General features: G+C 68.5%; 23 protein-coding genes. 19 read left to right on the forward strand and 4 right to left on the reverse strand.

Annotated elements, in window-relative coordinates:
* The first annotated feature begins 12 nt into the window (after positions 1-12).
* The 6 genes from ACYVLQ_RS17310 to thpD are packed head-to-tail and all read left to right on the forward strand — an operon-like array spanning position 13 to position 4,961.
* A complete protein-coding gene (locus ACYVLQ_RS17310; protein WP_068013687.1) occupies positions 13-723 on the forward strand; it encodes a response regulator transcription factor in 711 nt (236 codons plus the stop codon).
* Positions 710-1,765, forward strand: coding sequence for a HAMP domain-containing sensor histidine kinase (locus tag ACYVLQ_RS17315; RefSeq protein ID WP_460698501.1), 1,056 nt, complete (start codon positions 710-712; stop codon positions 1,763-1,765). Before ACYVLQ_RS17310 ends, ACYVLQ_RS17315 begins: the two co-directional genes overlap by 14 nt.
* Before the next feature lie 49 nt (positions 1,766-1,814).
* Positions 1,815-2,402: a diaminobutyrate acetyltransferase gene (ectA, locus tag ACYVLQ_RS17320; protein WP_460698580.1), complete on the forward strand. Its 588-nt coding sequence runs from the start codon at positions 1,815-1,817 to the stop codon at positions 2,400-2,402.
* Positions 2,399-3,664: a diaminobutyrate--2-oxoglutarate transaminase gene (gene ectB / locus ACYVLQ_RS17325; RefSeq protein ID WP_460698502.1), complete on the forward strand. Its 1,266-nt coding sequence runs from the start codon at positions 2,399-2,401 to the stop codon at positions 3,662-3,664. Before ectA ends, ectB begins: the two co-directional genes overlap by 4 nt.
* Before the next feature lie 3 nt (positions 3,665-3,667).
* Positions 3,668-4,060: an ectoine synthase gene (locus ACYVLQ_RS17330; RefSeq protein WP_460698503.1), complete on the forward strand. Its 393-nt coding sequence runs from the start codon at positions 3,668-3,670 to the stop codon at positions 4,058-4,060.
* A gap of 19 nt (positions 4,061-4,079) precedes the next feature.
* The gene (gene thpD / locus ACYVLQ_RS17335; protein WP_460698504.1) at positions 4,080-4,961 is read left to right on the forward strand and encodes an ectoine hydroxylase; all 882 of its coding nucleotides are present in this window, start codon (positions 4,080-4,082) and stop codon (positions 4,959-4,961) included.
* Positions 4,962-5,115: 154 nt separating this feature from the next.
* Here the strand turns inward: thpD and ACYVLQ_RS17340 are convergent, their stop codons facing one another.
* Both ACYVLQ_RS17340 and ACYVLQ_RS17345 read right to left on the reverse strand, forming a co-directional pair.
* Complete coding sequence (locus ACYVLQ_RS17340; protein ID WP_460698505.1) at positions 5,116-6,237, reverse strand: acyl-CoA dehydrogenase family protein; 1,122 nt, start codon at positions 6,235-6,237, stop codon at positions 5,116-5,118.
* 2 nt (positions 6,238-6,239) lie between these two features.
* Positions 6,240-7,469, reverse strand: coding sequence for an acyl-CoA dehydrogenase family protein (locus tag ACYVLQ_RS17345; protein WP_460698506.1), 1,230 nt, complete (start codon positions 7,467-7,469; stop codon positions 6,240-6,242).
* A 253-nt stretch (positions 7,470-7,722) separates the two neighbouring features.
* On the opposite strand from ACYVLQ_RS17345, the gene ACYVLQ_RS17350 reads away from it, so the two are divergent.
* From ACYVLQ_RS17350 to ACYVLQ_RS17365, 4 genes are all read left to right on the forward strand, one after another.
* On the forward strand, positions 7,723-8,163 hold the full coding sequence (locus tag ACYVLQ_RS17350) for a DUF1707 SHOCT-like domain-containing protein (RefSeq protein WP_460698507.1): 441 nt from the start codon (positions 7,723-7,725) through the stop codon (positions 8,161-8,163).
* An 89-nt stretch (positions 8,164-8,252) separates the two neighbouring features.
* The gene (gene smc / locus ACYVLQ_RS17355; protein ID WP_460698508.1) at positions 8,253-11,867 is read left to right on the forward strand and encodes a chromosome segregation protein SMC; all 3,615 of its coding nucleotides are present in this window, start codon (positions 8,253-8,255) and stop codon (positions 11,865-11,867) included.
* A gap of 28 nt (positions 11,868-11,895) precedes the next feature.
* Positions 11,896-12,714 (forward strand): alpha/beta fold hydrolase, encoded by an 819-nt coding sequence (locus ACYVLQ_RS17360; protein ID WP_460698509.1) that lies wholly within the window; start codon positions 11,896-11,898, stop codon positions 12,712-12,714.
* Between the two features lie 270 nt (positions 12,715-12,984).
* The gene (locus tag ACYVLQ_RS17365; protein ID WP_460698510.1) at positions 12,985-13,464 is read left to right on the forward strand and encodes a hypothetical protein; all 480 of its coding nucleotides are present in this window, start codon (positions 12,985-12,987) and stop codon (positions 13,462-13,464) included.
* 57 nt (positions 13,465-13,521) lie between these two features.
* Here ACYVLQ_RS17365 and ACYVLQ_RS17370 read toward each other — a convergent pair whose 3' ends face one another.
* Complete coding sequence (locus ACYVLQ_RS17370) at positions 13,522-14,124, reverse strand: DUF7691 family protein (protein WP_460698511.1); 603 nt, start codon at positions 14,122-14,124, stop codon at positions 13,522-13,524.
* Positions 14,125-14,586: 462 nt separating this feature from the next.
* Here ACYVLQ_RS17370 and ACYVLQ_RS17375 point away from each other — a divergent pair, with 462 nt between their 5' ends.
* Together ACYVLQ_RS17375 and ACYVLQ_RS17380 are read left to right on the forward strand one after the other, a co-directional pair.
* Entirely contained in the window at positions 14,587-14,817 is a 231-nt protein-coding gene (locus tag ACYVLQ_RS17375; RefSeq protein ID WP_460698512.1) for a hypothetical protein, read from the forward strand.
* A gap of 309 nt (positions 14,818-15,126) precedes the next feature.
* Positions 15,127-15,579, forward strand: a complete 453-nt coding sequence (locus ACYVLQ_RS17380; protein WP_460698513.1) for a putative glycolipid-binding domain-containing protein — start codon at positions 15,127-15,129, stop codon at positions 15,577-15,579.
* Between the two features lie 97 nt (positions 15,580-15,676).
* Here ACYVLQ_RS17380 and ACYVLQ_RS17385 read toward each other — a convergent pair whose 3' ends face one another.
* On the reverse strand, positions 15,677-16,066 hold the full coding sequence (locus ACYVLQ_RS17385) for a DUF2237 family protein (RefSeq protein ID WP_460698514.1): 390 nt from the start codon (positions 16,064-16,066) through the stop codon (positions 15,677-15,679).
* Positions 16,067-16,239: 173 nt separating this feature from the next.
* Between ACYVLQ_RS17385 and ACYVLQ_RS17390 the strand changes: the two genes are divergently transcribed.
* The 7 genes from ACYVLQ_RS17390 to ffh all read left to right on the forward strand — a co-directional run bounded on the left by ACYVLQ_RS17390 (position 16,240) and on the right by ffh (position 24,969).
* Entirely contained in the window at positions 16,240-16,647 is a 408-nt protein-coding gene (locus ACYVLQ_RS17390; protein ID WP_460698515.1) for an RpiB/LacA/LacB family sugar-phosphate isomerase, read from the forward strand.
* Positions 16,648-16,768: 121 nt separating this feature from the next.
* Positions 16,769-18,151 (forward strand): signal recognition particle-docking protein FtsY, encoded by a 1,383-nt coding sequence (gene ftsY / locus ACYVLQ_RS17395; protein ID WP_460698516.1) that lies wholly within the window; start codon positions 16,769-16,771, stop codon positions 18,149-18,151.
* A 261-nt stretch (positions 18,152-18,412) separates the two neighbouring features.
* The gene (locus ACYVLQ_RS17400) at positions 18,413-19,759 is read left to right on the forward strand and encodes an ammonium transporter (RefSeq protein ID WP_460698517.1); all 1,347 of its coding nucleotides are present in this window, start codon (positions 18,413-18,415) and stop codon (positions 19,757-19,759) included.
* 4 nt (positions 19,760-19,763) lie between these two features.
* On the forward strand, positions 19,764-20,102 hold the full coding sequence (locus ACYVLQ_RS17405) for a P-II family nitrogen regulator (RefSeq protein ID WP_429414103.1): 339 nt from the start codon (positions 19,764-19,766) through the stop codon (positions 20,100-20,102).
* A 236-nt stretch (positions 20,103-20,338) separates the two neighbouring features.
* The gene (locus tag ACYVLQ_RS17410; protein WP_460698518.1) at positions 20,339-22,789 is read left to right on the forward strand and encodes a [protein-PII] uridylyltransferase; all 2,451 of its coding nucleotides are present in this window, start codon (positions 20,339-20,341) and stop codon (positions 22,787-22,789) included.
* A 194-nt stretch (positions 22,790-22,983) separates the two neighbouring features.
* Entirely contained in the window at positions 22,984-23,295 is a 312-nt protein-coding gene (locus ACYVLQ_RS17415) for a hypothetical protein (RefSeq protein WP_246011414.1), read from the forward strand.
* Positions 23,296-23,397: 102 nt separating this feature from the next.
* A complete protein-coding gene (gene ffh / locus ACYVLQ_RS17420; RefSeq protein WP_460698519.1) occupies positions 23,398-24,969 on the forward strand; it encodes a signal recognition particle protein in 1,572 nt (523 codons plus the stop codon).
* Positions 24,970-25,032: the final 63 nt, after the last annotated feature.

Raw genomic sequence — 25,032 nt, forward strand, 5'->3', positions numbered from 1 at the left:
GGGAAGAAGATTATGAGCGCGAACCTGATGATCGTAGAAGACGACGACCGGGTACGGAGCGCGCTTCGGCTGGCCATGGAGGATGAAGGTTACGACGTAGAAGAGGCCGAGGAAGCCGAGGACGCGCTCGAACATCTGCGCGACAACGGTGCGCCCGATGTGATGATCGTGGATCTGATGCTCGGGGAGATGGATGGCTTCACCTGCATCCGGGAGATCCGCCGTGATCACGACGTGCCGATCATAGTGGTCAGCGCCCGTGACGATACTCACGATGTGGTCGCCGCGTTGGAGGCCGGCGCCGACGATTTCGTGACGAAGCCCTTCGAGATCAAGGAGATCACCGCGCGTATGCGGGCGCTGCGCCGCCGCGCCCAGCAGTTCGCCGAGCCGCCCGCACCGCAGGAGGTGGTGCTCGACGCCGACGAGGAGAACCCGCTGCTGTTGTCGGTCGAGGGCGGCACCGTGCGCCGCGGCGAGGAGGAACTGCACCTGACGCTGACGGAGTTTCGCCTGCTGTGCGAGCTCGCCGAGACGCCGGGCCGGGTGCTCTCGCGCAGCGTGCTGCTCGAAAGGGTCTGGGATCGTGGCTTTTTCGGCGACGAGCGGATCGTGGATGTGCATGTGCGACGGCTGCGCACCAAGATCGAGAGAGATCCGTCGGAGCCGTGCATCGTCGTCACCGTGCGGGGACTCGGCTATCGACTCGATGTTCAACGCTGAGCAGCGCGGCCACTCTCGGCTGCCCGGCCGCCAAAGCCTGCGCGGCCGAGCCATTTTCGCGTTCGCGGTGACCGCGGGCCTGGTGTCGGCGGTGCTGGCGGCGACGGTGTCGGCGCTGGGGCGCGGCTTCTGGGAGACGCTGGCGGTCTGCGCTGTGGCGGGCACCGCGATCGGCGCGGTGTTCGGCCTGTGGTTCACGCGGCGTTTGCTGGACCCGTTGCAACGGGTCACGGGCACCGCGGCGCGCATAGCCTCGGGTGAGCTCGGCACCCGGCTGCCGGATACCGACGACCCCGATCTCGCGCCGACGGTCGACGCGTTCAACACCATGGTCGACTCGCTGCAGCGCCGCATCGATCGAGAGCGGCGACTCGTCGGTGACGTGAGTCACGAATTGCGGACCCCTTTGACGACGCTCACCACGAGCGTCGGGGTGATGTCGCGCTACGAGGACGAACTGCCGCAACGCTCGCGGCAGGCGCTGGTGCTGGTCCGGGCCGAATTGGAGCATCTGCGCCGGTTGCTCGACGATTTGCTGGCGCTGGCGCGAGCGGAGGCGCGGATGCACGGCGCCGATGCCGAGCCGCTGTCGGTGCGCGAACTGCTCACCCACACTCTCGACGAACTGCGCTATCCGCCGGAGCTGCTGACCGTCGCCGCCGACGGCACCGTGACCGGCCGCAAGTTGGAACTCGAGCGGGCCCTGGTGAATCTGCTCGACAACGCCGAGAAGCACGGCGGTGGCGTGGTCGGCGTCGGAGTGGACCATCGGGGGACTGAGGTGTGGATCACAATCGATGACTCCGGTCCGGGCGTCGCGGCGGCCGATAGGGAGCGCATATTTGAACGTTTCGTGACGGTGCGTCGCGGCAGACGCGGCGGAACGGGCACCGGAATCGGCCTGGCGCTCGTCGCCGAAACCGTTGCGGCACATGGGGGAATGGTCGAATGTACGGACAGTCCGGGAGGGGGTGCGAGGTTCGTCGTCCGGCTACCCGCCGTGACGCAATTCACCGAACATATTTCTGTAACACGACCGTAAAGTAGTCGACCGGGTGGCCTCAAAGTTCATTCGCAACCCTTAAAGAGTGATGCAGACCCGAACGCGGAGTGCGCCATTCGGATCCCCTTCTCCCGACCGACCCGAAAGTCGAAAGGAAACGTCTGTGCCAGTGGTGATTCGCACGCCACAGGTCAGCGATGGGGCGACGTTGTGGCAGATCGCCGTCGATTCCCAGGTACTGGACGCGAATACGAGCTATGCGTATCTGCTGTGGTGCAGAGATTTCGCGGCAACCAGTGTGGTTGCCGAAATCGGCTCGGAAATCGCGGGATTCGTCACCGGATTTCTCCGGCCTGAGGCACCGGACACGGTGTTCGTCTGGCAGGTGGCCGTCGACCACGCGTTCCGCGGCCGCGGAGTCGGGGTGGCGATGCTCGAAGGCCTGGTCGACAATGTTGCAGGGCAAGGAGTTACAACACTGGAGACCACCGTTTCCCCGGATAACGCGGCCTCGCTGGCGATGTTCGCCGCGCTGGCGCGACGCCGGGGCGCCGAGCTGACGCGAGAGTCGCTCTTCAAACCCGAAGACTTTCCGGACGGTCATGAATCGGAGGACCTGTACCGGATCGCGCCATTGCATTCCGCGGCGCAAACCACACGAAAGGATCATCGATGACGACGACCGCTGAGATGACCGTTTTCGAATCGCTCGAATCGAATGTGCGCGGCTACTGCCGGTCCTGGCCCACGCTGTTCGACACAGCTCAGGGCTCCTGGATCCGCGATGCCAGCGGCCGCGATTTCCTGGATTTCTTCGCCGGTGCCGGGGCGCTGAACTACGGCCACAACAATCCCGTGCTGAAGCAGGCGCTGATCGACTACATCGCGCGCGACGGGATCACCCACGGCCTGGACATGTCCACCGTCGCCAAGCAGCGGCTGCTGGAGACCATCAACAGCGTGCTGCTGGATCCGCGCGGACTGGACTACAAGGTGCAGTTCCCCGGGCCGACCGGCGCCAATGCGGTCGAGGCCGCGCTGAAGCTGGCGCGCAAGATCACCGGTCGCACCACGATCCTCAACTTCACCAACGCCTTCCACGGCATGACGCTGGGCGCGCTGTCGGTCACCGGCAACGCCGCCAAGCGGGCGGGCGCGGGCGTGCCGCTGGTGCACGTGAATCCGATGCCCTACGACGGCTACCTCGACGGCGCCGACGAGCTGGCCTGGATGGAGAAGATGCTCGACGACGGCTCGTCGGGCGTCGACAAGCCCGCCGCGGTGATCGTGGAGACCGTGCAGGGCGAGGGCGGGGTCAACGTGGCGCGGGCGGAGTTCCTCAAGCGCCTGTCCGAGCTGACCGCCGCGCGCGGCATCCTGCTGATCGTCGACGACGTGCAGATGGGGTGCGGCCGCACCGGCCCGTTCTTCTCCTTCGAGATCGCCGGGATCACCCCCGACATCGTCACCCTATCGAAGTCGATCGGTGGCTACGGCATGCCGCTGGCGCTGGTGCTGATGCGCCGTGAGCTGGACCAGTGGGCGCCCGGCGAGCACAACGGCACCTTCCGCGGCAACAACCCGGCGTTCGTGACCGCGACCGCGGCGCTGGAGCACTTCTGGTCCGACGGCCGTCTCGAGGAGGCGACCGCGGCGAACGGTGCGCGAATCCATCGATCTTTCAGTGCTTTGTCTGATACGTATGAGGGTGTATCCACGCGCGGCCGGGGCATGGTCCACGGACTGGTGTTCGACGAGCCGTCGGAGGCGAACAAGGTCAGCCGAATCGCCTTCGAACAGGGGTTGCTTGTCGAGACCTCTGGCGCGGAGGATGAGGTGGTGAAGCTGCTGCCGCCGCTCACCATTACCGAAGACGAGCTCGACCACGGCCTGAGCATCCTGGGCGACGCGGTCGGCATGGCACGAGGAGGAAACTGACCCATGATCGTGCGGACCACCGCCGAAATCACCGGCACCGACCGAGATGTTTCCGACGCCGGTTGGCGCAGCAAACGGATCATTCTCGGTGGCGACGGAGTCGGTTTCTCCTTCCACGAGACCACGATTCAGGCAGACACCACACACGAGTTCCACTACGCCAACCACGTCGAAGCGGTGTGGCTGGTCGAGGGCGAAGGCACCCTCACCGATCTCGACCACGGTGTCAGCTACGAATTGGGGCCTGGCTCGATGTATCTGCTGGACGGGCATGAGCGCCATCGAATCGAAACCCGCACCCAGATGCGGATGCTGTGTGTGTTCAACCCGCCGGTAACAGGCCAGGAGGTGCATGACGAGAACGGCGTCTACCCGTTGGTCGCCGTTACCGAGTAGGTAGGAGGACAACACCGCGATGACGTTGGCCGACAGTCGAATCGATCGCTACCGCACCCGCACGCTGACCGAGGTGCCGCCGATCGAACGCAACGATCCGACCGTGTGGGGGCGGATCACCTCGCCGGAACTGGCGAACTTCGACGCCGACGGGTACGCGATCATCGATCAGCTACTCTCGCCGGAGGAGGTGGCCGATTTCTCGATCGAGATCGAGCGGCTGGCCTCCAATCCCGAACTGCGCCTGGATGAGCGCGTGATCATCGAGAAGACATCGAACCGGGTGCGGTCGATCTTCGAGGTGCACAAGATCAGCCGGGCGGTCGCGGAACTGATCCGGGACGAACGTGTGGTCGGGCTGGCCCGGCAGGTTCTCGGCTCCGAGGTGTACATCCACCAGAGCCGGGTCAACTACATGCCGGGCTTCGAGGGTGCCGGGTTCTACTGGCATTCGGACTTCGAGACCTGGCACGCGGAGGACGGTATGCCCGCCCCGCGTGCGGTCAGCCTGTCGATCGCACTGACCGAGAATTATTCGTTCAACGGCAGCCTCATGGTGATGCCCGGCTCGCAGAACACGTTCGTGCCGTGTCAGGGCGAGACACCGTCCGAGCATTACCGAGAGTCGTTGAAGGAGCAGCAGATCGGTGTGCCCGCGCACGCTGATATCGCTGCCATGGCCAACAAGCACGGCATCGCGCAGTTCACCGGACCGCAGGGGTCGGCGTTGCTGTTCGATTCGAACATCATGCACGGATCGTCCAACAACATCACGCCGTTCCCGCGCTCGAACATCTTCGTGGTGTTCAACAGCGTGGAGAACACCCTGCAGGAACCGTACTCGGCCGGGGCGGCCCGGCCGACGTACATCGCCAGCCGGGACTTCGAGCCCGTCCGGTAGAGACACCGCGCCGCGCACGCTGGGTTCGGTTGTGCGCGGCGCGGATTCGGAATGCGGCCGCCGAGCGAACGCGCCCGACCCAGCCCTCTGGACTGCCCTTCCCTCGCCACGGGCACAGGTGATGGAGCGTGCCGGTAATCGGAGGTGATGCGGGCTACCGCGGGCGGGTGAGGGCCGCGTAGCGGGCCGTGTGGTGGTCGGGTGAGCCCCACTCGTGCTGGATCGCGGTGAGGCGCTTGAAGAAGTGGCCGATGGACAGCTCCTCGGTCATACCCATGGCGCCGTGCAGCTGGACCGCGTGCTGGCCGATGAAGCGCGCGGCACGGCCGACGGTCGCCTTGGCGGCGGCAGCGGCGCGGGCCCGTTCGGCCGGATCGGCGTCGAGCTTCAGGGTGACGAGACAGGTTGCGGCGATGGCCTGTTCGAGTTCCAGGTGCATATCTACCATGCGGTGCTGCAACACCTGGAACGAAGCGATCGGGACACCGAACTGCTGGCGCTGCTTGGCGTAGGCGACCGTGTCGGCGAGCACCTTGCGCATGCCGCCGACCGCCTCGGCCGAGATCGCGGCGATGGCCTCGTCCACGGCGGTGGCGAGCGAATCATCCGCGCCCCCTTCGGTTCCCAGCAGCGCGTCGGCCCGCACACCCTCGAGTGCGAGATCGGCGGCGCGGCGTTCGTCGATGGTGCGGTAGGGATGCTGGGTGAGGCCGGGAGCATCGGCGGCCACCACGAACAGCGACACGCCCTCGGCGCCCGGCGTCCGGGCGGTGACCAGTAGGTGCGTGGCCAGCGGTGCGCTCGTCACCATCACCTTCGCGCCGTCGAGGACCCACGAATCCCCGTCGCGCCGTGCGGTGGTGGACACCTTGCGCACGTCGTAGCCCGAATCCGCCTCCAGCGCAGCCAGAGCCGTGACCACGTCACCGGAGACGATGCCGCGCAACAGTTCTCCGGCCCGTTGGCCGCCCGCCCGGCGCAACAGCCCGCCACCCAGCACCACGGTGTCCACATACGGCTCGACGACCAGCGCCCCGCCCAGCGTCTCGGCGATGAGCATCGTCTCGACGGCGCCGCCGCCGAAACCGCCCGCGCTCTCGGGCAGGCTGGCGCCGAGGATGCCGACCTCCTCGGCGAAGGCGCGCCAGATCTCCGGTTGCCAGCCCGGCCCGGTGCGGGCCGCGGCGCGGCTCTTCTCGAGGTCGTAGCGGGCAGCCAGGAACTCGGTGACCGTATCGCGGAGCAGTTGCTGTTCGGCGGTGAATTCGAAGTCCATCTCTACAGTCCCAGGGTTGCCTTGGTGATGATGTTGCGCTGAATTTCGTTGCTACCGGCGTAGATCGAACCGGCCCGGTCGTTGAAGTAGCGCAGCGGCGCGACCGCCTGCCACTCGTCGCCGCTGACGTAGTCGTCCGCGGGGGGCGTGAAGTCGACCACCGGGCCGCCGGGCATGGCGGCATGCGGCTGGTAGGCGCGGCCGCGCGGGCCCGCCGCCTCCAGCGCGAGTTCGGTGAGCCGCTGGCTCAGTTCGGTGCCGAGGATCTTCAGCGTCGAGGCCGCCGGACCCGGGTTCCTGCCCTGCGATATCGCGGCCACGGTGCGGAATTCCAGGATCTCCAGCACGTCGGCGCGGATCCGGGCGTCGGCGAGCTTGGCCGCGAACGCCGGATCGTCCAGCAGCGCACCGCCGTTCGGCCCCGGCTGCGAGACCGCCTGTTCGGCAAGCGATTCCGCCAGTACCTGCAGCATGGGCGCGAGGGCGCCGCCGCGTTCGAAATTGAGCAGGTACTTGGCCACGGTCCAGCCGTCGTCGATGCGGCCGAGCACATTGGCCTTCGGCACCCGCACCTGGTCGAAGAAGACCTGGTTCTGCACCTGCTCGCCCGAGGTCATCACCAGCGGACGGACCTCGATGCCGGGGGTGTTCATATCGATGAGCACGAACGTGATTCCCTGCTGTTTGCGCTCCAGCTTGGAGGTGCGCACCAGGCAGAAGATCCAATTGGCCTCGGTGGCGTGGGTGGTCCAGATCTTGGAGCCGGTGCACACCAGGTCGTCGCCGTCGTCGACGGCGGCCATGGTCAGCGACGCCAGGTCCGAACCCGCCTCGGGCTCGGAGTAGCCCTGGCAGAAGAACACCTCGCCGGTGAGGATGCGTGGCAGGAAATAGGACTTCTGCTCCTCGGTGCCGAACGCGACGATCGCGTGCGCCACCATCCGGATGCCCATGGGCGACAGCGCCGGGGCGCCCGCCAGCGTCGACTCCCGGTCGAAGATGTAGTGCTGGGTCAGGCTCCAGTCGCAGCCGCCGTGCTCCACCGGCCATGCGGGCGCGGCCCAGCCGCGGGCGTGCAGGATCTCCTGCCACCGCATGCTGGCCTCGTGATCCGGGTAGACGCTGGTGGCGAGCTGCCCGGCGCGCCGAAGCTCGGGGGTGAGGTGCTCGTCCAGAAAACGCCGAACCTCGTCGCGAAACACGAGATCGGCGGGCGACCAGTCCAGATCCACGAAGAACTCCTTGTGCGATATATGGAGTTCTACCTTCTCATTTGTTCACACATGAGCGCAAATGGTCGTTAACTTATCGAGGCGGATCCCCGCGTTCGCCGGGACGGCGGACGGGTCGGAACGACCCGGCGTTCGCGATGTGGGTGGACGGCCGTCCTCAGAGTGCCCAGCTCTTGACATTCCACTATGGAGTTTGGATCATGGGTCCTATATTCCACTTTGGAATGTAGAACTCTCGATAGGACCACAGACCATGGACATCGCGACCGGTACCCGCGCCTCCGACGCCGAGCGCCAGCAGGTGGCCGAGCTGCTGGCCCGGCACCTGAGCGAGGGGCGCCTCGACCTCGCCGAATACGATCAGCGCATCGCGCAGGTCTACGCCACCACCACGCGGGACGATCTGAAGCTGGTGCTGTCGGACCTGCCCAAGTTGCCCAAACAGCGTGCCGCGCAACAGAAAACGTCGGCGACGTCGAACCGCTTCCCGATCTGGCAGCGCATCGAAGGCAGCGCCTGGCTGGGCGTCGGCCTGCTGTGCCTGGCGATCTGGGCCATGATCTCGCTGGGCGCGGGCGAATTCACCTATCCCTGGCCGATATGGGTGATCGGCCCGTGGGGCGCCGTCCTGGTCTTCCGCGTCCTCACCGGCTGGGAGTCCCGCGGTTGCCGCCCCCTGTCCCTCGACCGGTAGCGGGCGTGGGGGGTGGGCAACCGGGTGGAGAACATTCGGGGGCTGGCGTACGCGGGGCTATCTGCGGGTAGCGGGTAGATTGGCGTGCTGTGCACCTGAAGAGTCTGACGCTGAAGGGGTTCAAGTCCTTCGCGTCCGCGACGACCCTGCGGTTCGAGCCGGGCATCACCTGCGTGGTGGGGCCGAACGGCTCGGGCAAGTCGAACGTCGTCGACGCGCTCACCTGGGTGATGGGTGAGCAGGGCGCCAAGGCACTGCGCGGCGGCAAGATGCAGGACGTCATCTTCGCCGGTACCGCCGGGCGCGCGCCGCTGGGCCGCGCCGAGGTCACGTTGACCATCGACAACTCCGACGGGGCGCTGCCCATCGACTACTCCGAGGTGTCGATCACCCGGCGCATGTTCCGCGACGGCGCGGGCGAGTACGAGATCAACGGGAACTCCTGCCGCCTGATGGACGTGCAGGAACTGCTGTCGGACTCCGGTATCGGCCGGGAAATGCACGTCATCGTCGGGCAGGGCCAGCTGTCGGCCATCCTGGAATCGCGTCCCGAGGACCGCCGCGCGTTCATCGAAGAGGCCGCGGGCGTGCTCAAGCACCGCAAGCGCAAGGAGAAGGCGGTCCGCAAGCTGGAGGCCATGCAGGCCAACCTGGCGCGCCTGACCGACCTCACCACCGAGCTGCGCCGCCAGCTCAAGCCACTGGGCCGCCAGGCCGAGGTGGCGCGGCGCGCGGCGACCGTGCAGTCCGAACTGCGCGACGCCCGGCTACGTCTGGCGGCCGACGATCTGGTTACCCGGCGCCGCGAGCTGGAGAGCCAGCAGAGCAAGGAATCGTATGCCCGCGAACAGCAGATCAATGTGCAGGCCGAGCTCGACGCCGCCAATGCGGCGCTGGCGCAACAGGAATTCGAGCTCTCCCGGCTGACGCCCAGCGCCGAGGCCGCCGCGCAGACCTGGTTCCAGCTCTCGGCGCTGGTGGAACGCGTCAACGCCACCATTCGCATCGCCCGCGACCGCGCCCGCAACCTCACCATCGAGCAACCCACCGGCACCGGGCGCGATCCCGAGCAGCTCGAGGCCGAGGCGGCCCGGGTGGAGGCCGAGGAGGCCGAACTCCAGGCGGCGGTGGAGGTCGCCGCCGAGACGCTCGAGTCCGCCCGCGAGCAGCTGCACGAGCGCGAACAGGCCGCCAAGGCCGCCGAACAGGCGCACCTGGCCGCCGTGCGCGCGATCGCCGACCGCCGGGAGGGCTTGGCCCGGCTGTCCGGACAGGTCGACACGCTGCGGCACCGCGCACAATCCGCGGACACCGAGATCGCGCGCCTGTCGGAGGCGCTGTCGGAGGCCCGTCGGCGCGGCGAGGGCGCCGAGGCCGAATTCGAATCCGTACAAAGCGAACTGAGCGAACTCGACGCCGGCGAGGAGAGCCTGGACACCGCCTACGAGCATGCCGCCGAGGCGCTGGAACAGGCCGAGCGACGGGTCGCCGAACTGCGCGAATCCGATCGGGAGGCCAGCAAGAAGGTCGCCTCGCTGACCGCCCGGATCGAGGCGCTGACCATGGGCCTGGCCCGTCGCGACGGCGGCGCCTGGCTGCTGGAGCATCGGCCCGAGGGCATGTTAGGCCCGCTGTCGGCAATGCTGCAGGTGCACAACGGTTTCGAGGCCGCGGTCGCCGCCGCGCTCGGCCCGCTGGCCGACGCGGTCGCCGCGGCGGCCGGTGGCACCGCGCATGCCGCGCTGCGCGCGCTGAAGGAGGCCGACGGGGGACGCGCCGCGGTGGTCTACGGCGGCGCGGCCGGGTCGGTCGGCGACGGCGACCGTGGACCGCTGCCCGGCTCCGCGCGACGACTCTCGGAGGTGGTCGACGCTCCCGACGCCATGCGCGGCGCCGTCGCCGCGCTGACCGCCGGGACCGTGGTCGTCGACGACATGTCCGCGGCCGCCGAGGTGCTCGCGGCGCAACCTGATCTGCGCATCGTCACTCGCGACGGCGACCTCACGGGCACCGGCTGGCTGCTCGGCGGCTCCGACCGGGCGCCCAGCCAGCTCGAGATCCAGGCCGATATCGATGCCGCGAAGGCCGAATTGGCGTCCTGGCAACGCCAGGCCGAGGAGTTCGAGGCCGCGCTGTCGGGGGCGGAGGCCGAGCAGACCGACCGCAAGGCCGCCGCCGACCAGGCGCTGCTCGCCCTGCACGAGTCCGATCAGGCGCTGGTGTCGATCTACGACCGGCTCGGCCGCCTCGGCGAGACCGCCCGCACCGCCCGGACCGAATGCGAACGCCTGCAGGCACAGCGGGCCGACGCCGAAACCGCGCGGGAGGAGAACCTGGGGAAGATGGCGGAACTCGAGAATCGGCTGCGGCACGTGGAATCCGAACAGTCCGAACTGGATTCGGACGACGGTGCGGGCACCGAGACCGCGGGGGAGGAGCGCGAGGAGGCCGCCGCCGCGCTCGCCGAGGCCCGTGCCATGGAGGTGGAGGCCCGCCTGGCCGTGCGCACGGCCGAGGAGCGTGCGGAATCGGTTCGCGGCAAGGCGGATTCGCTGCGCCGGGCCGCCCGCGCCGAACGCGAGTCGCGCGCCCGCGCGGAGCGGGCCCAGGCCGCGCGTCGCCGCGCCGCCGAGGTCGCCGCGGTCGTCGCCGAATCCGCCGAGCGGGTCGCCGCCGAGCTGGAAACCGTTGTGGCCGAAGCCAGTTCGCGTCGCGACCAGCTGGTCCGCCGCCGCACCGACTGCGCCGCGCAGGTGGACCGGACCAAGGAGCGGACGCGGGCACTGACCATCCAGCTGACGCAGCTCACCGACGCCGTGCACCGCGACGAGGTGGCGCGGGCCGAGGCGGCGCTGCGCATCGAGCAGTTGGAGGAGACCATCTCCGAGCAATTCGGCCTGGCCCTCGACGATCTGATCACCGAGTACGGCCCCGACGTGCCGATGCCGCCGACGCCGCTCGAACTGCAGGAGTACGAGCAGGCCAAGGAGCGCGGCGAGGCGGTGAGTCCGCCGCAGCCGATGCCCTTCGACCGCGCCACCCAGCAGCGCCGCGCCAAACGCGCCGAGAAGGACCTCACCACGCTCGGCAAGGTGAATCCCCTTGCGCTGGAAGAGTTCGCGGCCCTCGAGGAGCGCTACAACTTCCTGTCCACGCAACTCGAGGACGTCAAGAAGGCGCGCCAGGACCTGCTGGACGTGGTGTCGGAGGTGGACGGCCGGATCCTGCAGGTGTTCACCGAGGCGTGGGAGGACGTGCGGGAGGAATTCGTCGGCGTCTTCGCGAAACTGTTCCCCGGCGGCGAGGGCAGGTTGGTGCTGACCGACCCGTCGGACATGCTGACGACCGGCATCGAGGTGGAGGCCCGCCCGCCGGGCAAGAAGGTCAAGCGGCTGTCGCTGCTGTCCGGCGGCGAGAAGTCGCTGACCGCGGTCGCCCTGCTGGTGGCGATCTTCCGCGCCCGCCCCTCGCCGTTCTACGTGATGGACGAGGTCGAGGCCGCGCTGGACGACACCAACCTGCGCCGCCTGATCGGCCTGTTCGAGCAGCTGCGCGAGAAGTCCCAGCTGATCGTCATCACCCACCAGAAGCCGACCATGGAGATCGCCGACGCGCTCTACGGCGTCAGCATGCGTGGCGACGGCATCACCCAGGTGATCAGCCAGCGCATGCGCGGCGAGAACCTGGTCGGCGCGCCCAGCTGACCGCAGGGATCGCGGCTATCCTGCTGGTATGGATCTTGACGAGACCGTCGAATGGCAGGGGCGGCGTATCGCCTGCGCCAGGGCGGGGAGCGGTCCCGATGTCGTCTTCTGTCACGGCACGCCGTTCTCCTCGGTGCTGTGGCAGCCGTTCGCCGAGGCCTTGGCACGGGACTTCACCGTGTACCTGTGGGATATGCCAGGGTACGGCCGGTCCTCCAAGGAGTCTGACCACGCGGTCGACTTCGGTTCTCAGGCAGCGGCTTTCGCCGCGCTGCTGGAGCACTGGGGGCTGACGGCGCCGCACGTGATCGCGCACGACTTCGGTGGTGCCGTGTCGCTGCGCGCGCATCTGGTCGAGCAGGCGGCCTATGCGTCGCTGATGCTGGTGGACGTGGTCGCGATCCCGCCGAGCGGTTCGCCGTTCTTCCGATACGTGCAGGAGAATCCCGACCTGCTCGGGCAGCTGCCCGACTACATCCATCGGGCGCTCGTGCGTGCCTACGTCCAGAACGCAAGCGCCACAGAGCTTCCGGAGCCGATCCTCGACGCGCTCGTGCAGCCGTGGACCGGCGCGGAAGGCCAACCGGCCTTCTACCGCCAAATCGCCCAGTACGACGAGAAGTTCCTGCGCGAGAACGAGGATCGCCTGGGAGACATGGAGATTCCGGTCCACATCGTCTGGGGTGAAGCCGACGGTTGGATCCCCGCCGACCGCGCCCACCGCCTGCACGACCTCATCCCGGGCTCCACCCTGCGGCTGGTGCCGGGCGCCAACCACCTCATGCACTACGACGCGCCGGTCGCGTTGATGCACGAGGTCCGGGCCTGGCTGGATACCCGTCGCTGAGTTCACCTCGTCGGCTCGTGGGCGGCCGCCGTCTCCGCGCAGGCGTGGGAGGGCTCGCCGGGGAAGAGCACTCGCGCCTGCACGAGTGGCTGAAGGAACGGATCGAGGCGGGCGACGATCAGGCATGTGCCATAGTGGAGCGCGAACTCGCCGCGGGCATCGCTTTTATGCACCAAGGCAGGAATCGGGTCCCGCCTCTGATGGGATAACGCCCGGGTTCCGGAGCGATGTTGCGTCCGTATGCTCGGCCGAAGGGACAGGAGAACGATCGTGATCGGACGTTTGGGACTTATTGGATCGGGGTTGCTCGCGGCGGTATCGGCACTGTTCATGACGGGGGCGCCCGCCGCGGCGCAGTCCGACGACCTCGGCCGGTACACACCGGTCGACCCGGCCGAGTACCAGATTCCCGGATCCCCAGGTCGAGGGGAGGTTTGGTTCCGGACGCCGGATGGCCGGTTCTGCTCGATCGCGTTGAATTCCGGCGGCGCGGGATGTGATGCGGTGCCGATCGATGCGCCATCCGGAGCGAACGCGACCCGGGTATCCGGGACCGGTTCGGCCGCCGAATACGTGACCTCCGATCAACCCAGGCACACACAGCCGGAAGCGAAGGTGCTGCCGGAGGGCCACAAGATCGAATGGGACGTCACGACGTGCGGCGTCGGTTTCCAGGGCACGGTGACGTGCGAAGTCCGCGGCGGCCAGCACGGTTTCACCATCGCGGCCACCTACGGCGTTCTGCACTGACAGCGGGCGTCGGCCGAAACGCCCTTCCCATACCTGAGCAGTAGTGATGACCGCCGCTCAGCCGTAGAAGGTGACCAGGTCCTGTGGCGGCAGCGGTCCGTCGGGGAAGTTCAGGGCGAACGCGTTGAAGCGGAGGGTCTCGTCCGCGGCGGCCAGCAGGACGTCGACCAGACCGGCCGTCTCCGACCCGACGGTGAGCCCGCCGTAGACCTCGCGCAACTCCCGCACCCGGTGGGCCGCCACATGTCCGACGAACGGCGCGTTCTTGGCCTGGGGCGTACCAGCGAAGGGGTTGTCGTAGACGAAGCCCGATGGCGTAAGTCCCCGGGGGACTCCGGCGGCCTCGAGCTCCTCACTCGCATCTTCGAGGAACCGCGCTCCCCGCCGCAGCGGCCCGAGGTCGAAGCGGGTCGACTCGCCGTACTCGATCACGTCCTGCCAGACGCGTGCGTAGGCGTCGCCGGCATCCGAGTTCTTGGCGCGGTCACCGAAAATGTCGTCGACGGCTTCCGCCACGGATGGGGCTCCGCTTCCCTCGCTCTGCACGTCCATGGCGATCGCACGCCGTCGGCTCTCCTCCAGCATCCCGGGGCCCGGCTGCCGAACCCACAGTTGCACGTTCTCGAGACTCACGCTGTAGATGGTGAGCTGCGTACTCATCGTTCTTCTCCGCTCTGCGTTTCGGACAGCGATCACTGCATCGCATCAACTCGGCTCTTATGACGACGGGGTAAGTGTGCGGTATGGCGACAGCGTTGTGGGCGCGGCTCGTGCGATGGCCGCGGCGGGGTTGGAGCGGTACCTGATGATCGCCGTGGGACCGGGATTACGGGCAGGAGGCGTGGCCGCCCTCCTCGTCGGGGGATGCCTGGTGCGAAACCGGGCGTAGTGCAATGTATTCGCGTGGTCGTGGGTGTCGGCTGCGATACTCGCGGTATGGCGCGGCGGGTGCGGGATCATATGCGGGGTGCCAGGTACGTTCGGGCGCACAGCAGGCGGGTGCCCAGTGGGCGCGGGTCGCGGCTGGGCGGGCGTCCCACGATGGACTACGGCGCGATGAGGCGGTACGGGGATGTCCGGCCCATGCGCCCGCCGCGCGGGCGTGTGCGACGGATACCCCTCATGGCGGTGGCCGGGATCGCGCCGGTGCTGGTGCTGGGTGGACTGGTCGTGTTCAGCCTGATTGTGCTCGTCGCGCTCATCTTCGTGGGCTCCAAGGCCCCGTCCTCGCCGACCGCCCCCACGGTCCGTGTCTCCGATCCGGCGATAGACCCCGCCCAGCCACCCACCACGTCCCGCCGTACGTGCTATCCGTTCCAGCCGGACTGCACACCGACCCCGTCAGGTGGTTGACCGGGATTCGACGCCAGCCTGATTCTGACGTTGTACGGCAGGGTCTTACGCTCGCGACCGGGCTGGTGTATTCACGAGCCCAATGAGGCGATATCGGAGACAACGAGGTCTCGTTGTCCGGTCGCACGCGCCGAACGGAGCGGGCGGAATGGCGAACACGGCCCGGACGCCCTGCGCGGCGGCCGATTCCGCATCGCGCACCACGACGTGAATCCGACGACCGGCGTCCAGCGGGCCCACCGACGCCGGGCAGCAGGTGCCGGAACAACACCGGTGCGCCGAAGCCCGGTGCGTCGCTATGCTCCTCGCGTGCGAACTTTCGTGTGGCAAGGGCTCGATGAGCCGCGGATGGAGATCGTCCACGTCGAGAGCCTGGACCGGGCGCGCGGCACGCAGCTGGGCCTGGTGTACGAATTGCGTTGGGAACTCGACGGGTCGGAGCTGACCGTCGACATCGGAGACGGCCCGGTCCGCCACCGGCTGGATGGCGCCGACTATTTCGACCTCCAGCATTCGGCATTCTTCAACACGCTGCCCGTCGTCCGGGACCGGCTGCTGGCCGAGGGCGCCGCGCCACGCGACTACACGATGCAGTTCGTCACCGTCCCCGAACTGTCCGCCGCTCGGTCCGGGCAAAGGTACGAACCCCGTGGTGGGCGCACCGTGCGGTTCAGTTCGGGGGAGTACCAGGCCGACATCGATGTCGACGACGAGGGTTTCGTCGTGCTCTACCACGATTACCTGGGCCGGTTGTATCCCTGATCGCGGTCGGTACGCGGCACCACAAACGAGGCGCCGGTGTCGCTTTCGCGGCACCGGCGCTGGGTACGTATTCGGCGGCATTGCCGCTATGGGTGGTTCAGAGGAGATCGCTGACGTCATCGGGGACGTCGACGGCGTACTTGCGCAGCGTGTCCATCGGGACGACCTCGAGCGCGTTCTCATGCGTGGCGGCCAGCACGACCGGCGCCGCGACGCCGTCCTCATGGGCGTGCAGCCAGCGCACCGCGACGACACACCAGCGGTCGCCGGGCTGCAGGCCGGGGAAGTTGTTCTCCGGGCGCGCGGTGATCAGGTCGTTGCCGATCGACTTCTGGTGCTCCAGGAAGTCCTGGGTCACGACAGTGCACACCGTGTGGCTGCCCAGATCCTCCGGGCCGGTGCTGCAGCACCCGTCCCGGTAGAAGCCGGTGAGAGGATCGGTGCCACACTCCTCCAGCGGTCCCCCAAGCACATTTCGATCGGTCACGCCGCCGATCCTATTGTCTAGCTGTCGGATTCGCCGCGCCTTCCGCCGCGTGGTGCGAGGACGGGCAGACCGGTCGGTAGCTGATGGGGTCATCGATCGTCCCGAGCGGCGTGTCCTAGCACTCAATAACCTCGCGGTGTGTTAAGGGCGTGTGGCAACCGTACTCTCGAAGTATGCGGATCGCCTTCGGTACCGACGAATCCACGGATCTGACGCGCTATATGAAGGATTGGCTCACCGCCCAGGGGCACGAGCTGGTGGTGGTCGGCGAGGACATCGCCTGGCCCGAGGTCGGCAGCGGGGTGGGCGAGGCGGTCGCGCGGGGAGCCGCCGACCGCGGGGTGGTGTGCTGCTGGACCGGCACGGGCGTCTCGATCGCGGCGAACAAGGTCGCCGGTGTGCGGGCCGCGCTGTGCACCGATCGGGGCACCGCCGAGGGCGCCCGCAAGTGGAACGACGCCAACGTGCTGGCTCTGGGCCTGCGCCTGACCTCCCCCGCACTCGCCGAGGAGATGCTGGCCGCGTTCCTCACGACGGACGCCGACGCCTCGGAGGCCGCAAACTACACGCGGCTCGGGTGAGCCTCAGCCGAACCGGGTCTCGGGCACGAACACGGCCTTGCCCCGAATCGATCCGGTGTAGCCGCGCGACGCGCCCCCGCCGCCCCAAGGGTGTCACCCGGCGTTCTGAAAGGATGGGGGCGTGACTGCGCAAGCTTGGATTCTGATCGCCGCGATCGCCGCCGTGCTGCTGGTGGCGTTCGTTTCCGGATTTGTCCTGTACAAACGCCGCCGGGTGACGCTGACCCCGTCCGCTCCCGAGAAGGAGCTGACCGACAAGTCGGGCGGGTACAAGGCGGCCGGGGGATTCAGCTTCAGTCAGGGCGGCGCCGGAGCGGGCGTTGCGGAGACGGAAGAACCAGCGCCGGTCCCGCTGGAACGGACCGACGATGAGGGCCAGCCGCACATCGGCGACGATGCCGCCATCCCGCGCGATTCTGCGCGCCGCACCATCACCGACGTCCGGTTGCCGGAGCCCACCGCCGAGGCGGCGCTCGAGGAGGAGGTCGTCGGAGAGGAGATCGCCGACGGAGCAGCCGGCGATCCGACCACGGACGGCGTCGCGGGTGACACCGCCGCGCCCGCACCCGAGATCGAGGAGATCGAGCCCACCGCCGGTCGGCTGACCAAGCTGCGCGGGCGACTGTCGCGCTCCCAGAACGCGGTCGGCAAGAGCCTGCTCGGCCTGCTCGGCGGCGGCGACCTCGATGAGGACTCCTGGGAGGAGATCGAGGACACCCTGGTCATGGCCGATCTCGGTACGGCCAGTACCGCCACGATCGTGCGGCGGCTGCGCGAGGAGATGGCCTCGCGCAGCGTCCGCACCGACGAGCAGGCCCGCCAAGTGTTGCGCGACGTCCTCGTCGAGGCCCTGCGCCCGGAGCTGAATCGTTCTATCCGGGCGCTCCCGCACGACGACCACCCGTCGATCCTGCTGGTGGTCGGCGTGAACGGCACCGGTAAGACCACGACCACCGGCAAGCTGGCGCGGGTGCTGGTCGCCGACGGCCGCCGGGTCCTGCTCGGCGCCGCCGACACCTTCCGCGCCGCCGCCGCCGACCAGTTGCAGACCTGGGGCGAGCGGGTCGGCGCCGAGACCGTGCGCGGCCGCGAGGGCGCCGACCCGGCGTCGGTCGCCTTCGACGCGGTCAGCGCCGGCATCACCCACGGCGTGGACGCGGTGCTGGTGGACACCGCCGGTCGCCTGCACACCAAGACCGGCCTGATGGACGAACTGGGCAAGGTCAAGCGGGTGGTGGAGAAGAAGGCCGCGGTCGACGAGGTGCTGCTGGTACTCGACGCGACGGTCGGCCAGAACGGACTCACCCAGGCGCGGGTGTTCGCGGAGGTCGTCGACATCACCGGCGTGGTGCTGACCAAGCTCGACGGAACGGCCAAGGGCGGCATCGTCTTCCAAGTGCAGCACGAGCTGGGTGTGCCGGTGAAGCTGGTCGGCCTCGGCGAGGGCGCCGACGACCTGGCCCCGTTCGAACCTGGCGCCTTCGTCGACGCCCTCCTCGGCTGAACCCGCACCTCATATCCGGGCACGAGCCTCGTTTCCGACACGAGCCTTCAGCTCGTTGGGAATGGATTGACGGGCGGGCGAGAGGTCATCGCAACGAGGTCCTGGCCGTGGCGAACATCACGAAACGTGATGGCAACAATGTACGTTCATCCGTTCACCCAGCGGAAACATCGCCGCGCCACGGCGGAAACACCGACTGAGGAACCTTCTTGTCAGGCTCGTTTGCCGTATTCGGACGGGCCCGAGATGAGGAGGAACAAGGTGGCGTTTCCCGTAATCGGTGAACCCAACACCGGGGACACCGCATGGATGCTGGCCAGCTCGGCACTCGTGCTGCTCATGACGCCAGGCCTGGCGTTTTTCTATGGCGGCATGGTGCGCGGCAAGAACGTGCTCAACATGATCATGATGAGTATCAGCGCGATGGGCCTGATCACAGTCCTATGGTCGCTATACGGCTTCTCGATGGCCTTCGGCGACGACAAGGGCAGCCTGTTCGGCGACCCGACGCAGTACTTCGGCCTGAAGTCGGTCTTCGGTGGCAGCTATCTGGCCACCACCGATCCGGCCGCCCCTGCCGCCGTGCCGCTGGCGGGGACCATCCCCCTGTCGGTGTTCGTGGCGTTCCAGCTGATGTTCGCGATCATCACCGTCGCTCTCATCTCGGGTGCGGTCGCCGACCGCCTGAAGTTCGGCTCCTGGCTGCTGTTCGCGGGCGTGTGGGCCACGGTCGTCTACTTCCCGGTGTCGCACTGGGTGTTCTCCTTCGACGGCATCACCGGTGAGTCCGGAGGCTGGATCGCCAACAAGCTGAAGGCGATCGACTTCGCGGGCGGCACGGCGGTGCACATCAACGCCGGTATCGCGGGCCTGGTGCTGGCGATCGTCCTCGGCAAGCGCAAGGGCTGGCCCAAGACCCCGATGCGCCCGCACAACCTGCCGTTCGTGATGCTCGGCGCCGGACTGCTGTGGTTCGGCTGGTACGGCTTCAACGCCGGTTCGGCCACCGCCGCGAACGGCATCGCGGGCGCCACCTTCGTCACCACCACCATCGGCACCGCGGCCGCCATGCTCGCCTGGCTGCTGGTGGAGAAGTTCCGTGACGGCAAGCCCACCTCGCTGGGCGCGGCGTCGGGCATCGTGGCCGGTCTGGTCGCGATCACCCCCTCGTGCTCCTCGGTGAACGTCGTCGGCGCGCTCGCCATCGGCGTCGTCGCGGGCGCGCTGTGCGCCCTGGCCGTCGGTCTGAAGTTCAAGTTCGGCTTCGACGACTCGCTCGACGTGGTCGGCGTGCACTTGGTCGGCGGCCTGGTCGGCACCCTGATGGTGGGCCTGGTGGCCACCTCGGAGGCGCCCGCCGCGGTCGAGGGCCTGTTCTACGGCGGCGGCTTCGACCAGTTGGGCAAGCAGGCCGTCGGCGCCTTCGCGGTGCTGATCTTCTCCGGCGTGGTGACGGCGATCATCGCGCTGGCGATCAAGTTCACCATCGGCCTGCGCGCCGACGAAGAAGCCGAATTCCAGGGGATGGACGAGTCGGAGCACGCGGAAACGGCATACGATTTCGCTGCTGTGGGTGGCACGGCACGTACCGCCGTCAAGGAGGCATGACGCAATGAAACTGATCACTGCAATCGTCAAACCGTTCACGCTCGAGGACGTCAAGAGCGGGTTGGAGCAGGCAGGCGTGCTGGGCATGACCGTCAGCGAGGTGCAGGGCTATGGGCGGCAGAAGGGCCACACCGAGGTCTACCGCGGCGCCGAGTACTCCGTCGACTTCGTGCCGAAGGTTCGTGTCGAGGTCGTCGTGGACGATGCCTCCGTCGAGAAGGTCGTCGAAGTGATCGTCGAGGCGGCCCGCACCGGCAAGATCGGCGACGGCAAGGTCTGGGTGAGCCCGGTCGACTCGGTGATCCGGGTCCGCACCGGCGAGCGCGGCGCCGACGCTCTGTAAGAACACGATGATCCGGCGGGAGTATCGGGCTGGGCAGTCAGCGCTGCCAGGGCGGGCCCGCTCCCGCCGACATCGACGTCGGCGGGCATACGGCTCCCGCCGCAGCACGCAGTAACGCGCGGCGGCCCCGCACCGGCCGGACGGCAGCCGGGGCGGGGCCGCCCGCATGCGGACCGGTTCCCCCGGGACCGGACGGATGCACGTCCCGCACGCCGGGTGCGCAGGACACGGAATGGGTGGTGGTTGTGGGTTTCCAGGCGAGAGACGAAGTTTCGGGCGGCGCAACGGATCTGGTGCGGGCTCGCGAGCAACTGCTCGACGGCGGCGACACCCGCCATCCGCGTCTGGACGCCGAATCGCTGCGCCAAGCCCTGGTCGACCTGCACGACCTGTGGCTCACCGGCAAGGGGGCCGAGCTGGGCATCACCCGCGACAGCGGCCTGGCGGTGATCGCGGTCGGCGGGTTGGGCCGCCGGGAGATGCTGCCCTACTCCGATCTGGACCTGGTGCTGCTGCACGACGACGTGGACCTCGGGCGGGTGGCCGAGGTCGCCGACCGGCTCTGGTATCCGCTCTGGGATGCCCACATCAAACTCGACCACAGCGTGCGCACGGTCCCGCAGGCGCTGCGCGTGGCCTCCGACGATCTCACCGCCGCGCTCGGCATGCTCGAGGCCCGCCACATCGTGGGTGACGAGGAGCTGAGCAACCTGCTGATCGGCGGGGTGCGCCGCGAGTGGCGCACCGGAATCCGCTCCCGCTTCGGCGAACTGGTGGAGCAGGCGCAGGCCCGGTGGAAGCGCGGTGGCGAGATCGCCCACCGCGCCGAACCCGACCTCAAGAACGGCCGCGGCGGGCTGCGCGATATTCAGCTGCTGGACGCCCTCGCCATCGCCCAGCTGACCGACGCCATGCCGGGGCTCTGCCCGGACGTGCCCGGCGGCGGCCTGAAACACGCGCATCGCCGACTGCTGGATGTGCGCACGGAGCTGCATCGCGTCGCCCGCCGCTCCCGCGATCAGCTGCGCGCCCAGGACGCCGACGAGATCGGCGCCGCCCTGCGCATCGGCGACCGGTTCGACCTCGCGCGCACGCTCAGCGACGCGGCGCGCACGGTCGGCTATTCGGTCGACGTCGGATTGCGGACCGCGGGCAACGCGCTGCCGCGGCGTGGCCTGGCCCGGCTGCGCCGCGTGCCGGTGCGCCGACCACTCGATGAGGGGGTGGTCGAACACGCCGGTGAGGTGGTGCTCGCGCGCGATGCCCGCCCGCAGAAGGATCCGGGCCTGATCCTGCGGGTGGCCGCGGCCTCGGCGCAGACGGGTCTGCCGATGGCCGCGACGACGCTCAACCGGCTCTCCGAGGACGCGCCGGAACTGCGCGAGCCGTGGCCGCGGGAGGCGCTCAACGATCTGCTCGTGCTGCTCGGCGCGGGCCGGGGCACGGTGGACGCGGTGGAGGCGCTGGACCGAACGGGGCTGTGGGGCAGGCTGTTTCCGGAATGGGGCGCGGTGCGCGATCTGCCGCCGCGCGATCCGCAGCACACCTGGACGGTGGATCGGCACCTGGTGGAGACGGTCGCCTACGCCAGCGGCCTGAGCACCCGGGTGTCGCGTCCCGACCTGCTGCTGCTGGGTGCGCTGCTGCACGACATCGGCAAGGGCCGCCCCGAGGACCACAGCGTGGTCGGCGCCGAACTGGCCACGCAGATCGGCCGCAGGATGGGACTGTGGCCCGCGGACGGGCGCGCGCTGTCGGCGATCGTCCGCCACCATCTGCTGCTGCCCGATACGGCGACCCGGCGAGACCTCGACGATCCGAAGACCGTGCGGATGGTCGTCGACGCGCTCGACGGCGACCCGCAACTGCTGGAGTTGCTGCACACGCTCGCCGAGGCGGACTCGCTGGCCACCGGCCCGGGCGTCTGGGGCGACTGGAAGGCCTCGCTGATCGGCGAGCTGGTGCGCCGCTGCCGCCTGATGGTGGCCGGTGAGCCGCTGCCGCAACAGGATCCGATCTCCGACGAACTGCTGGAGAAGGCGAAGGCGGGTGGCGTGCATGTCGAGCTGGCGCCCGGCGAGGGGCGCTATACCCACGTCGTGACCGTTATCGCGCCCGATACGCCGGGCCTGCTGTCCGACGCCGCCGGGGTGCTGGCGCTGCATTCGCTGCGGGTGCTGTCGGCGGACCTGGCCGGTTCCGGGGCCGCGGCGATCGACCGGTTCGTGGTGACGCCGATGTTCGGCGATCCGCCGGATGCCGGGCTGCTGCGCCAGGAGCTGATTCGTGCGGTCAAGGGCGATCTGAACCTGGCGGCGGTGCTGGCGAAGAAGGAGCGCGACGCCGGTGCGCGGTCGAGCCCGTACGCGCGGTCTCGTCCGCGGCTGATCTGGACGGAATCCGGTGCGCCCGGCCAGGTGCTGCTGCAGCTGCGCGCCGAGGACCGGATCGGCCTGCTCAGCAGGTTGGCCGCCGCGCTGGCGGGCGCGGGGGTCGACGTGCTGTGGGCGAAAGTGGTCACCATGGGCTCGGCCGTGGTGGACGTGTTCTGCGTCGATCTCGGCGATGCGGATACGGCCGCGCGGCGTGCCGAGATCGAGGCCGCGGTGCTCGCGGTGGTTCCCCGACCGGAACCGAAGAAACCGGCCGAAACGGACACCGGCGCCGAGTCCGGCGCGATTTACTGATCGCTCGCCCCGTGAGTGAATTTGCTGGCAAACCGGGTGTTTGCTGGTTAACCAGATTGTTGCGTGCGAATCGCGACAACCTGTGTCGGGTGTGATGCAAGCCACTCTAGTATCGGAACCGTTTGAGGGTTCATCGCTCTGGGCTGTCGCAGTACCTGTCTTTGGCTGTTGTGAAGCATGAGGGGAGCAGGTCGGTGGCTATTGAAGTCGTATCCGCGTCGATGATGACCAGCGATATGACCCGGCACATCGCGCGCTGCGTCGGCGGAGACCGCTGGGTGGTGTCCTGGCTACCGGGCCGTACGCTCACCGGGCAGCAGGCGGTGACGGCCATGACTATCGCGTCCACCGTCACCGATCACGACCCCAGCGCGGCCGAATGGGCGATGCTCGACAATATGGCGCTGGAGCTGGGACTCACCGCGCGCGAGGCGCTGTATATGGTGGCGTCGGAGGAGCACGACATCCGGCAGGCCCCGCGGCCGCGGCGGCGCTCGCTGGAGTAATCCCCCGTAATTCCGGCGTGCGGGGCGACGAGCTTTGTGATTCCGGATCCCGATACCCTGGTATGTCGAGTGACGTCCGTCGAGATACCAGGAGCGCGATCGGTGTTCGAATCCCTGTCCGACCGGTTGACCGGTGCCCTCAGTGATCTGCGTGGTAAGGGGCGTCTGTCACCGGCCGATATCGACGCGACCGCGCGCGAGATCCGCCTGGCCCTCCTCGAGGCCGACGTCGCGCTGCCCGTGGTCCGGCAGTTCATCGCCAAGATCAAGGAACGTGCCAAGGGCGCGGAGGTCTCGGCGGCGCTGAATCCGGCGCAGCAGGTCGTCAAGATCGTCAACGAGGAACTGGTCGGGATTCTCGGCGGCGAGACGCGGCGGCTGCGATTCGCCAAGACCCCGCCGACGGTGGTCATGCTCGCCGGTCTGCAGGGTTCCGGTAAGACGACGCTGGCGGGCAAGCTCGCGAAATGGCTGAAGGGGCAAGGGCATACGCCGCTGCTGGTGGCCTGTGACCTGCAGCGGCCGGGCGCCGTCACACAGCTGCAGGTGGTGGGCGAGCGCGCGGGCGCGCAGGTCTTCGCGCCGCACCCGGGCACCTCGATCGGCGGCGGTGAGAATCCGCTGGGCATCACCGCTTCCGATCCCATCGACGTGGCGCGCGCCGGCGTCGAGGAGGCGCGGCAGAAGCACTACGACGTGGTCATCGTCGACACCGCCGGTCGGCTGGGTATCGATGAGGAGCTGATGCGCCAGGCCGCGGGCATCCGCGACGCGGTGCAGCCGGACGAGACCCTGTTCGTGCTCGACGCCATGGTCGGCCAGGACGCCGTCACCACGGCCGAGGCGTTCCGCGACGGTGTGGGCTTCACCGGCGTGGTGCTCACCAAGCTGGACGGCGACGCCCGCGGCGGCGCCGCGCTGTCGGTGCGCGAGGTGACCGGCGAGCCGATCCTGTTCGCCTCCACCGGTGAGAAGCTCGAGGACTTCGACGTCTTCCACCCGGACCGCATGTCCAGCCGCATCCTCGGCATGGGCGACCTGCTCACGCTGATCGAGCAGGCCGAGCAGGTCTACGACCAGCAGCAGGCCGAGGAGGCCGCGCGCAAGATCGGCTCCGGCGAGCTGACCCTCGAGGATTTCCTCGAGCAGATGATGGCCATCCGCAAGATGGGCCCGATCGGCAACCTGCTGGGCATGCTGCCCGGCGCCGGTCAGATGAAGGACGCGCTGGCCCAGGTCGACGACAAACAGCTGGACCGGGTGCAGGCCATCATTCGCGGCATGACACCGGCCGAGCGGGCCAATCCCAAGATCATCAACGCCTCCCGCCGCCTGCGCATCGCCAACGGCTCGGGCGTCACCGTCACCGACGTCAACCAACTGGTCGACCGCTTCTTCGAGGCCCGCAAGATGATGGCGCAGATGGGCCGCCAGATGGGCATGCCCGGCGGCGGCCGCCGAAATGCCAAGGGCAAGAAGGGGAAGAAGGGCAAGAAGGGCGGACGCGGGCCGACGCCGCCGAAGATGCGCGGCGGGTTCCCTGGCATGCCGGGGCTGCCGGGCGGCATGCCCGCGGGCATGCCGGACCTCTCGAACATGCCCTCCGGGGCCGACGAACTCCCGCCCGGCCTCGAGGGCATCGACCTCTCGAAGCTGAACTTCCCCAAGAACTAGTCCCGTCACGGATGATCCACCACCTGATTCCGGCGTGCATTTGGCCGGAATCTCACACGGGGG

This window comes from Nocardia thraciensis, from assembly GCF_054782435.1.